6 protein-coding genes, 1 tRNA gene and 1 pseudogene are annotated in these 10788 nt (G+C 59.4%); 5 read left to right on the top strand and 3 right to left on the bottom strand.

Going from position 1 to position 10788, the window contains the following annotated elements; genetic code table 11:
- From EOA27_RS00670 to EOA27_RS00650, 5 genes and pseudogenes are all read left to right on the top strand, one after another.
- Positions 1 to 397, top strand: a pseudogene (locus EOA27_RS00670) (phosphomannomutase); the annotation flags it as partial.
- A gap of 96 nt (positions 398 to 493) precedes the next feature.
- Positions 494 to 1477: a GDP-mannose 4,6-dehydratase gene (gmd, locus tag EOA27_RS00665; RefSeq protein WP_126078456.1), complete on the top strand. Its 984-nt coding sequence runs from the start codon at positions 494 to 496 to the stop codon at positions 1475 to 1477.
- Positions 1478 to 1534: 57 nt separating this feature from the next.
- Positions 1535 to 2509 (top strand): GDP-mannose 4,6-dehydratase, encoded by a 975-nt coding sequence (locus EOA27_RS00660; RefSeq protein WP_245501598.1) that lies wholly within the window; start codon positions 1535 to 1537, stop codon positions 2507 to 2509.
- 228 nt (positions 2510 to 2737) lie between these two features.
- Positions 2738 to 2812, top strand: a tRNA-Gln gene (locus EOA27_RS00655).
- Positions 2813 to 2925: 113 nt separating this feature from the next.
- On the top strand, positions 2926 to 4725 hold the full coding sequence (locus EOA27_RS00650; protein ID WP_348639851.1) for a site-specific integrase: 1800 nt from the start codon (positions 2926 to 2928) through the stop codon (positions 4723 to 4725).
- Between the two features lie 69 nt (positions 4726 to 4794).
- Here the strand turns inward: EOA27_RS00650 and EOA27_RS00645 are convergent, their stop codons facing one another.
- Genes EOA27_RS00645 through EOA27_RS00635 form a run of 3 tightly spaced genes read right to left on the bottom strand, consistent with a single transcriptional unit; the run spans position 4795 to position 10632 of the window.
- The gene (locus EOA27_RS00645; RefSeq protein WP_127255236.1) at positions 4795 to 7074 is read right to left on the bottom strand and encodes a hypothetical protein; all 2280 of its coding nucleotides are present in this window, start codon (positions 7072 to 7074) and stop codon (positions 4795 to 4797) included.
- Positions 7058 to 9127, bottom strand: coding sequence for an AAA family ATPase (locus tag EOA27_RS00640; protein WP_126062069.1), 2070 nt, complete (start codon positions 9125 to 9127; stop codon positions 7058 to 7060). The genes EOA27_RS00645 and EOA27_RS00640 overlap by 17 nt, the downstream gene beginning before the upstream one ends.
- Positions 9127 to 10632, bottom strand: a complete 1506-nt coding sequence (locus tag EOA27_RS00635; protein ID WP_126062070.1) for a VapE domain-containing protein — start codon at positions 10630 to 10632, stop codon at positions 9127 to 9129. Before EOA27_RS00635 ends, EOA27_RS00640 begins: the two co-directional genes overlap by 1 nt.
- Between the last annotated feature and the right edge of the window lie 156 nt (positions 10633 to 10788).

The raw sequence follows: 10788 nt of genomic DNA, 5'->3' as shown, positions 1-10788 counted from the left end.
GTTCCTGCCCATCCTGGCGGTGCTGGGCACGGTGGCATCGGCCGGCAAAACGCTCTCCAACCTGCGTGAAACCTGGAATCTTCCGGTCTGCGCCAGCGAGCGGCTCGAGAACTTCCCGGTCGAGACATCGCGCAGCTTGATGCGCAAGCTCGCCGACCGCGACGCGTTGCAGCGGTTCCTGGCGCCCTTCGGCACGGTGGCGGATGTAGACGAGACCGACGGTCTGAGAGCGCGAATGACCAGCGGCGAGATCATCCATCTGCGGCCTTCCGGCAACGCTCCCGAATTTCGCTGCTATGCCGAGGCCGCCAGCCATGAAAGGGCAAGCGAAATCGTGGAAATGGCGCTGGAACGGGCCCAGGATACCGCACTGGCGGATCAGGCCGGGGCTGTATAATGACAGCGGTGCCGGCGGTTGCCGCAGGCGTAGAGCGGCCAATTCAGCAACGATGGGGATTTGCGCCCTGCATCTCGCCCGATCACCGGACCATTGATGACAAAAGCAGCATTGATAACCGGCATTACCGGGCAGGACGGCGCCTATCTGGCGCAGCTCCTGCTTTCGAAGGGCTATGAAGTCCACGGGTTGGCGCGACGGTCGAGCACGGCCGACGTCAATACGATGCGGCTGAAATGGCTGGGCATCGAGGACGACGTGCGGATCGTGGATGGCGACATCACGGACTTGTCGGGCCTGACCCGAACCATGCGCGACGTAAGGCCTGACGAGGTCTACAACCTTGCCGCGCAGTCTTTCGTCAAATCGTCCTGGCAGCAGCCTATCCTGACGAGCAATGTCACCGGCATCGGCGTCACCAATGTGCTGGAGGCGCTGCGTCTTGAAGTGCCCGGGGCGCGTTTCTATCAGGCTTCGTCGTCGGAGATGTACGGCCTTATCCAGGAGCCGATGCAGTCGGAGACCACGCCTTTCCATCCCCGCTCGCCCTATGCGGTGGCCAAGGCCTATGGCCATTGGATCACCGTCAATTATCGCGAGAGCTTCGGCCTGCATGCCTCGAGCGGCATCCTGTTCAATCACGAATCGCCGCTTCGCGGCATCGAATTCGTGACACGCAAAGTCACGGACTCCGTCGCGCGCATCAAGATGGGGCTGGCGAGGGAGCTGCGCCTGGGCAACGTCGACGCCAGGCGCGACTGGGGCCACTCCAGGGATTATGTCCGCGCCATGTGGCTGATGCTGCAGCAGGGAAAGCCCGACGACTATGTGGTCGCCACCGGCAGGACGACGACGGTGCGCGACATGTGCAGGATCGCCTTCGAGCATGTCGGGTTGAAGATGAACGACCATCTTGTCATCGATCCAGACCTGTTCAGGCCGGCGGAAGTCGAGATCCTGCTCGGCAATCCGGCCAAGGCTAAGGCGAAGCTCGGATGGGAAGCGACGATCTCCCTGGAAGAGATGATCCGCGAGATGGTGGACGCCGATCTCGCGCGCCACGCAGCCGCCAGGCGTTGAAAGGGAAGCCGTTGTGACGCCGCGTTCCGCCACGCATCCGCATCCGGACAACGCTTCATGGTTCGTGAGGCCGGCATGCGCGTTTTGATGACCGGCGCCAACGGTTTCGTCGGCCCCTATGTCGGCGAGGCATTGCGCAAGATCTGCGGCCCTGAGGTCGTCATTGCCGCGACCTCCAAGGATGGGGGCCCGCACCCCGCTTTCGGCCAGGTCGAAGAGCTGGACGTGACGGATACGGCCGCCGTCCATGAGGCCATGGCCCGTCATCGGCCAACGCATGTCATCCACCTGGCGGCGGTCGCGGCCCCCGATGCCGCCCAGGCGAATCCACGAAACACGTGGCGCATCCACGTGGACGGCGCGCTCAACGTGGCCAATGCCATCCTCAACACGGCTCCGGACTGCTGGCTCGTCCATGTCGGATCCGGTCTGGTCTATGGCGAAAGCGCGAAGACCGGACGACCGCTCGACGAAAGCACGCTGCTTGCCCCGGTCGACGACTACGCCGCAACCAAGGCCGCGGCCGACCTCGCGCTCGGCGCGCTGTCGTACCGGGGGTTGAAATGCGTTCGGATGCGTCCCTTCAATCATACGGGACCGGGCCAGACTGAGGCATTCGCAGTGCCGGCCTTCGCCATGCAGATCGCGCGGATCGAAGCAGGCCTCGCTCCGCCGCTCATCCGCGTCGGCAATCTCGACGCCAGGCGCGATTTTCTGGACGCGCGCGACATTGCCAATGCCTATGCGCGCGCGGTCTTGAACAGCAACAAGCTTGCGCCGAACACCATCTTCAACCTTGCGTCCGGCCTCTCCTGGCGGATGGCAGATATTCTGGATCTGCTGCTGGCGCAAAGTAGCGTCAAGATCGTCGTGGAGCAGGATCCTTTGCGGATGAGGCCAAGCGACCTGCCATGCATCGTCGGCGATGCGACCCGCGCCCGGACCCTGCTTGGCTGGGCGCCCGAGCATTCTTTCGAGGAGACGCTTGCGGCGGTCCTGCAGGATTGCCGTGCACGTGTGGCCCAGGCGTGAGCAAAGCAGCGTCGTCGGCTTCGCGGAAGCAGGATTGCCCCGATGTCGGCCAGGCGAGCGAAGCAGGCGTGCGGCAGCGGGCGGCCCGGGATGAGCCGCTGGCGATCAAGCGACGAACTGGCAGCAATAGCGACCCGTATCGCAGCCGCTTTTAGTTGATGTTGCGGCATTGAGCTTTGCTTCGCCCCGTCCTATAAGGCCGCGCGCAAGCGGGCATGCCCCGCCTGCTGGGGCGTCGCCAAGCGGTAAGGCATCGGTTTTTGGTACCGACATTCCCAGGTTCGAATCCTGGCGCCCCAGCCAACAATCCTCTAAGCGATTGTTCTGACTCACTTTCTTCATCCGAGGAGAGACAATCACACCCCCTTGCTACAATTGACTGCTACAAATCAGGGCGGGGACGTCGTCTGCTCAACGTGGTTCGACGAGATGGCGTGTTTCATTTCCGGCGCGTCGTACCCTCGCCGCTGCGATCTCGGATTGGACGCTCTGAACTGGTCCGGAGCCTATCCACAAATGTCGTGGCCTCTGCCAGAATGCGGGCCGATTTGCTCTATAGACATTCTGAAGGACTTTTCGCGGCCGCCGCCTCCATGCTCTCATCCGATAAAATTGCCCAGTTGGTGAAAGACTTTTATCAACTGACCCTGACGATTGACGACCATCGCCGACTATTCCCGGAGCAGCCGTGGTCCGAGGAAGATCATCGAGCGCGATCGGATTATCTCGATCATACGCTCGCCGAGCAGCGTGACGCTCTGCGGAAGAATGATTTCGAGAAGGCCAATCCGGCGGCGCAGGTGGTGATGGCGCGCAGCAAGCTGGCCGAAGGCGACCTCGGTCCGGGCGAATACAATCAAATCCGTCAGGCGATCCTACGAGCTAGCATCGACATTATAAGTGAGTTAAGGGCACGCCAGGACGGCGACTTCAATCACGACCCTCGAGACAGACTGCTCAAAGATGCCCTTGGCGGAGCGAGCGCAACGCCCGTCCTGCCAAGCCAGGCCGCGGCCCCTTTGGCGGTCCCCTCTCCGCCAGTGGCAAGCGGCGGGCCGAATTTTTCGGAGATTGCTGAGGCGTTCCGCTGCGACCAGATCGCGGTCAAAATTTGGGACCAGCAAACGGCAGGGCAGGCAAAGGCAAGCTATCGTTTGTTTGCCGAAATATGCGGCGACAAGCCACTCGCGCAATATGCTCGAGGCGATGCTGACGAGTTCCGCAAAAAGATACAGCGTCTACCGTGGGACTACTCGAAGGCGCCTGCCTATCGAAATCGATCGGTCGACGAAATCCTGAAGGTGGCGGAGTCGCAAGCCAAAACGCGCAACGTTCAGCCGATCACTCAGCGCACGGTCAAAAGACATTTCTCCGCGCTGAGCGGGCTTTGGGGATCGGCTCTTTCGGCTGGAACCGTCAGCCAGAACATCTTCAGCGGCTTCCGATTCGGGTCTGCAAAGAAGGCCACGGAGCAGCGCGACGCCTGGACCCGGCCCGAATTGGAGACCCTGTTTTCGTCTCCTCTCTACACTGGGTGCAAGTCCGAAGTGCGTCGGGCTGAACCTGGGTCCCTGGTCCTAAAGGATGAGCGGTACTGGATTCCCCTGATCGGGATTCTTTCCGGAATGCGTCAGGAAGAGATCGCCCAGTTGCACACAGAAGATGTCAAGGAAGCCGACGGCATCTCCTTCTTCGATATCAACGATAAGCCGCCTCGGATGCTGAAGAATGCCAACGCCGCCCGCCAGGTACCGTTGCACGTCACGCTCATTAAGCTCGGCTTTTTGGAATATGTGGACCAGTGCCGCAAATCCCGACAGGTGCGACTGTTCCCCAATCTGAAGCCTGGCGGAGCAGACAATCGTTTAGGACATTCGTTTTCGAAGTGGTTTACCCGTTATCGCCGAGACATAGGCGTGTACCGCAAAGGTCTGGATTTCCATTCCTTTCGCCACTCGGCTAGCACCTTGATGCACCAAGCGGGTGTCGAACGCGCCGTGCTTGACCATGTCACTGGGCATTCGACGCCCGGCGAGACGAGCCGCTACGTCAAGGCGTCGGCCCTGGCCCAGCTTCAGTCAGCCATCAATTCGATCGATATCGGCTTCGACATAGTAGCCCTGCTGGAGGCGAAGCCAGGCCTGAAAGCCTTCGTGCGTCCGCGGCTCAGGTATAGAAAGCAGCGACGGCCATCCTCAAGTCGTGGCGCGGGTTAAACAGAGCGGTCAGTGCGATTCAATATGGACCGTAGGGCGCTAAATTGCGCGACAGTCGCAAAGAAGGTGCTACGCCGCCCATTGGGTATTACCCCGCAGGATACGCCGGGTCTCCATGAACGCTTGCCGCTGCCCAACCAAGTCAACATGGTCCAGGCACCAAAACGCCGATAGACGGCCCCATAGGCTGTCATAACTCTGTCCCGTGGATGCAGCTCTCTTTGCCATCTCATCGGCAAGATGGGTCAAGGCACGGCTGTGTCGACGCCAGGAAGGCAGCGCCGGTTCTCGGCCCACGTTGCCCGGCGCTATGTGAGTCAATGTCGCTCTCATCTGGTCAGCCACACCTAGCGACGCCCCCTCGTGATCGGAGATGAGGGTGCTAGGTTCGGTCCACGTGGCCCCCAGCAACGACGTCCACGTCGCGATGACTCCACCTATCCAACCAAAACCCAATACCTTCCCGGCATCTTCCGCTGTGATGACGGTTCCGCCACAAACGTTTGCGCAGGCTTCGGCCAATCGCCGCGGCAACCCGCCGCCCTTTTCAAGTACCAGGTCAAGCACAGGTCCGGGTAACAGACGTTGGCCGTAATGGGAACAAAAGCGGGCGACGAGGCTCTCAGCATCTGCGTTGCTGAGACGCGCGAAACGATGCACCTCACTGCGAGACACGCCCGTCGCTCTTAAAGAGTTGATCTCGCGGCCGCAGGCGATGAACAAGGTGGCCTTGTGCCTTTCCTCAAGCGTTTTGAGCAGAGTATCGATCAAGCCCCCTGCCCGCTCTGGATTTTCCAGGATGACCGCATTGCGCTCAGCGAAGGCCCGAAAATACTTCATGTCGCGCAGCCAGCCCCTGACACTGTCCAAGGAACTCCCATGCGCCGCGCCGTCTAGCTCGGCGTAGCCGAGGACGCCATTGTCGAAGGCCATGCAGACGCCGCATCTTCCGCAAGAAAGATAATCTGCCTCGGCTCTCCCCGTGCACATGAATGCTCTGGCGTACGCCCTAGCGAAGGTCTTTTTTCCGACGCCATCGGGACCATAGATGAAGAGAGGTGTGTGTCTTGCGGCCCCGAACCGTTCCTTTACGGCGGCGACGGCCGCGTCCCGGCCGACTATCTCGTCGAAAAGCCTTGCCGAAAACCTGCCCTCATCATGGCCGCTGCCCGAAGGGGTCGGCGACGCTGCCAATAACTGGGTTTCGTCAAGGCAAAAGATTGCCCTGAGCCGCACGACCCACTCCGGTTCGTATGTTCCCTGCCGACCGAGCAGTTCCACCAGGCATTGCTCTAGGCCAAGCTCATCTTGATCGTTATCTCGAGGTGCTCTCGAGACATCCCCAATCCGATCCCAAACGCCAGCCAGCCGGTCCCGACCATCTGACGTTTGACGAGTGGCGAAGTCACGCAGCAACTGGTCAACAATTTGAAGGAACTCATTGGGATGTATTGCCCCATCATGCCCCTCCGTAGCAACTGAACGTAGAGACGGCGTCCAAGCGACAAGCAGCGCAATCCAGAGCACGAAATCGAACCTATCAACGGATACGGCCCGCCCAGAACAGATCTTCAGCGCGATGTTCGCACTCAACTGGTGAAGATCGTCGATGAGCGATTCGTACGACCGGCCCCTCCTAACACGAAGGTCAACGCCTCGGAGGACATTGGCTCGATCTCGCAATGTGGGGTCTGCCAGATAATCAAGCAGCGGGTCCGCCAGAAGGCTCCGCTCCTTGACCTCCTCCTGCTGCTCTGTGGTCTCCACAAACTCCTTTGACCGCTGATCAAAAGACTGCGCCACGTATGCATCGAAGGCTTGAACAAGGCTGGGCAAAGCCAATCTGCCTCCGCCGAGTTGATCCGTGAAACGCTCTTTTACGATTTTGGGCACGGGCGTAGCCGTCGGAAGAAGGTCGCAGTTGGCAACGACAAATTGCCAGACGGCGTCCGGAATGTCGTCGCTGGTAACGATCGGCTCTTCCACCAACAAGATGCCATCAGCGCCTAGCCATGTCTTGTCCGCAAACAAGCGAGAACCATGCGGTGCGAAAACAGCGAGATACGATGTCTCACGGTCCCTAAGAGCCTTCACTACAGGCGTCAAATCTTGCTCGGTCTCGCGTGATAGATCGCAAAGGTAGACGCCATCAAAGAGTGCCTGACCACCGCTCGCCAAGCCCACCATGGAGGGTCTGCACGGATAGAGCTCACGACCTTCTTGTTCGAAGAGGTCGCGCAATGCACGCTCCATCTCGTGGCGCAGGAGCCCGGTCCTCATGCGGTAAACTAGCACTCGTGGCGGCAACCGCGGCGCAAGCAGGAACTCGACATCAAGAATCGACTTCAAGCCCCCACCATGGCATCCAGCGCCGCGGCCGGGACTTTACTTCCAGCCAACTCGCTCGAATTTGTCGGCGTTTTTCCTCGAGCTGAACCGGGTCGCCTCCAAAGATCTCCAGATCTTCAATTTGGCGACGACGAAGGGCAAACTCCTTGTTCCGATCGAGCCATTCTTTTGGCTCCCATTCAGATTTGATATGTCGCCATGCGCGGTCGTCATATGCCGACAGGAACCCCATGCCCTCAGAGGCAGCTTTCTCGATAGCGTCCTGACCTACCAGCCCGGTGAAGGTCAGCACTCGATAGGGGATGGCCACAGGCTGTCGCCATCTCGTTTTTTGAACCCGAAGGTTCTTCATGAGGGCCCTGGCACCGACATCAGGATAAAAGGAATCGCCGCCGAGGCCCGCGCAAAGCCCCATCACTTCGGCCCAATGGAATTTCATGCCCCGTTTCACGTCTGAAAGTCGCCTATCAAAGTCGTGGACGCCCTCGTCGGCTTGCCAGAAGGCGTCGAACCACTCCTGAACCCGAGACTGTGCGCCCGGAGTGTCCAACTGGGTGAGGTGGGCACATATCCGGGCCGTAACCGGGCCGAATTGGCCCGCTTCCAAGAGGGTAATCGTGGCAAGGGAGGAGGGCCGGCCCGCTGCCTGCTCTTCCAGCTCTCGAACAAAACGTTGCACCCTCGCGACAGTGGTCGGCGCCTTCACACCGGGGTAGGAGGATATCTCAAACGCAGCGTTGATCACGTAGCCAGTTGCCTGCGTCAGTGCACTTGCTCGATTGACGATCGCGCGGACGCCCTCGATGTCAAGACTGTTTGGTTCGTTGCTCGGCTGGCCGATCTTTTCGTTGGCCTCGACAAGGCTCTGAGACGATGTCTGTGGGTGAATGGCTGGCGCGGGAACGGCGATCCCAAAACTTTCCCCTTTGGATTCGTAGGACCCGATCTGCAGCGCGCTCCGCGCCTCGCCGAGGCGCCGGTTCACGAGGTCCTGAAACAACGCCAAGCGCAATTGCAGCTCGGTCTCATGGTCGGATGAGGGGCGATCCCAGAAAGACAACATCGGCTCCCAAAAAGGGCGCAGATCTCGTTGCGAAGGCACATCCAGCCGCCGGCAGAAGCCCCCCAAAATTTCGGACCTGCCCACGGTAATTGATTGGGTGATCGGGTCGCCGACAAAATCGAGACCTAGAATGTCGCGATAAAATACCGATGTCAGAAAGGACTGTATCCACTTGACTATAATCCCGACCTCTTCGGGCCAGTCGGCAAGAATGGTGATTTGCCGTGCCTCGTCTGCATCAGCCAAGGCAAGAAATAAGTCGATCAGCCTTTCCGTCTGATCGAGGCCAAACATGCTTTTGACGGACTGCAAGGTTATGGGGCCCATGCCCGCTAACTGGTCGAGCCCGATCAGCAAATCCCTTGGGTATCCCCGCTTGATAGATGCCAGCAACGCCAAGCCGTCGATGTCGTAGGCGATGCCCTCTCGTTCCGCAACGTGGCGAAGAAGTTTCACAGCCTCGGTCGCGCCGAGTCGACGCACTTCCAGGGCCATGAGACGCGAGCGCAACGTATTCTTCAGTGCCCTGGGCTCAGTGGTCGCAAAGACGAATGCCACGCCAGGCAAGGGCTCCTCGACCCGTTTGAGCAGACTGTCTGCTGCCTTTGGCTTGATTTCATGCGCTTCGTCGAAGAAGAGCACGGTCGTTTTCCAGTCGGTTGGCTTTCGGTAGCGCCCGTCCAGCCATGCCTCGATGTCGGCATCCTCCCCACCCGTCCCGGGAACATCATACTCCCAGTCCTCGTAATCCACGTCCGTACAGAACGTGCAGCGGTTGCAGGGGGAACCATCGGGGGCTACGTCGGAGCAATTCAGTGCCTTCGCATAGAGGCGGGCCAGCGTCGTCTTCCCCGAGGCATGAGACCCGAACAGCAGCAGGTTCCGAGGCTTTGCCTTGCGCAGGATCACGGTCGACAGGAATGTGACCGCGTGAGGCTGCCCCAAAACCTCTGAAAAACGGGTTGGGCGATACTTATTCGCAAGGCTCATTAATCGCCACTGCCATCTGCGGCGTCGGCACCTAGGGGTGCGGGTTCGAGGTGTGCTTCGGCCAGCGTAGCCTCGCGAACTGGTGGATCTGGCGGACCTGACGGATCTGACGGATCTGACGGCGGCGAAAAAACAGCCGACGACGAAACGACCGCGTTTGGCGTCGCGGCCTTAGCAAAGCTGCTCTTCAGGACATACAGGGCGCCCTTCTCAGTTTTCTGCCTTTTTGCAAATGGCATGGCGGGGTCATCGCAGTTCTTCAATATCTCGGCCGAGAATGCCTGCGCGCTGATGCTCTCTCGGGTTTGTCTCATGAAAAGTTGACGCAGCTCTTCACCCAACACTCCGGTCTTGTAACGGATTTCGCGCACCTCTTCTGAGGCGCAATCCAGCCCCTTCGCCCACCTCAAGACCGAACTTTCTGGAACAAACTGACCTTGATGCCGGGTCAGTTGATCGAGCACGTCTAGAATCGGCGAAGGCTCCGCTGCAGACACCGAGCGCCAAAGCAGTTGACAGTCAAGTGATTCGACAGTCGACCATATGTGCGGACTGCCGCCCTTTGGCACGGATCCGTTGCGAAACGGCAGCATCGCAAATCGCCTGCTGCCCGTCGCGTCCTGGACCAGCTCCTGGATCCTGGTGTTGGCTGTCCCGATGAGGGTAGACCTGATGCTGTATGGTGAAGGCGACGACGAGTGCATCATACGCCCCGCCATCTTTTCGCCAGTGAGCCGGGATTTTAGGACAGCTACCCCTTTTTCAGGCGCCATGTCGTCGATGACCACGATGGGAAACTCGAAAATCCCTTTGGACCGCGTATCGGCGATGTCGCTCAAATAGGTGAAGCAAGCGAGTTCCTTTAGCGGGCCGACCAGCCTGCTGACGAAGGTCGTCTTGCCAGATCCTTGGATAGAGCTCCAAACAATCGGCATTAAGTGATGCTTTACACCTTTACGAAGCGATTTCGCTTTCACCTGCCAGATGAAGTGCTTAATTATGGCAACGCTGAGTGATGGCTCAAGGTCGAATAAAGTGCCCACTCGTCTCCATTCGTCTCGCGATTTGGCAACTTCCAGCTCACTAAGTGGCGGTTCTATCAGCGGCTGCAGCACTGTCTTTCGACGAGAGCCCTGCGCTCCCTTTGCCACTCGCCGGCACGCGGTGGAAATAATCGACCTCTGGAACCGGTAGTTGCGGACCCTGGCGAATAGAACCATCCGGTCAATCAGGTCCGGAACCGTTTCCTCCTGTTTGGCGAGCAACTCGGGCACGGTCTTTGGCGGGCTTAAGTGAGCATCAGTTTCGGCGATAGAGCCGTCAAACAGGATCTCCAACCGATAGTGACGCAGATATTGCCTCACAAAAAGCTCAGGGTCCGTCCGGTCGAACTCCGGAGGTAGTGCCGCCGCCATTTGAGAGGCTTGGGCCTCTTCGGAAGGCGTCGGGCCAGGGGCTTCACCGTCGGTTGAATTGGGCAGCTGCACCCTTGGGCTGTCGTCCATCTATGCGTCCTTGTTGCCGATACTCCCATTTGGTTCATAAGATTTGACGCGCAAGCTTAGTTGCTTAACAACCGCTTATTCAAACGGTTACACATTCAGCTTAGAGGGCCGAGAATCGCGACAAGACGGGGTGCCTTATGGTGACCTGAAAGAGCC

Origin of the sequence: Mesorhizobium sp. M2A.F.Ca.ET.037.01.1.1, assembly GCF_003998075.1 — a bacterium.
GTDB lineage: Bacteria > Pseudomonadota > Alphaproteobacteria > Rhizobiales > Rhizobiaceae > Mesorhizobium.
The sequence above is the reverse complement of the archived record's forward strand: the minus strand, read 5'-3'. Positions and strand labels throughout refer to the sequence as shown.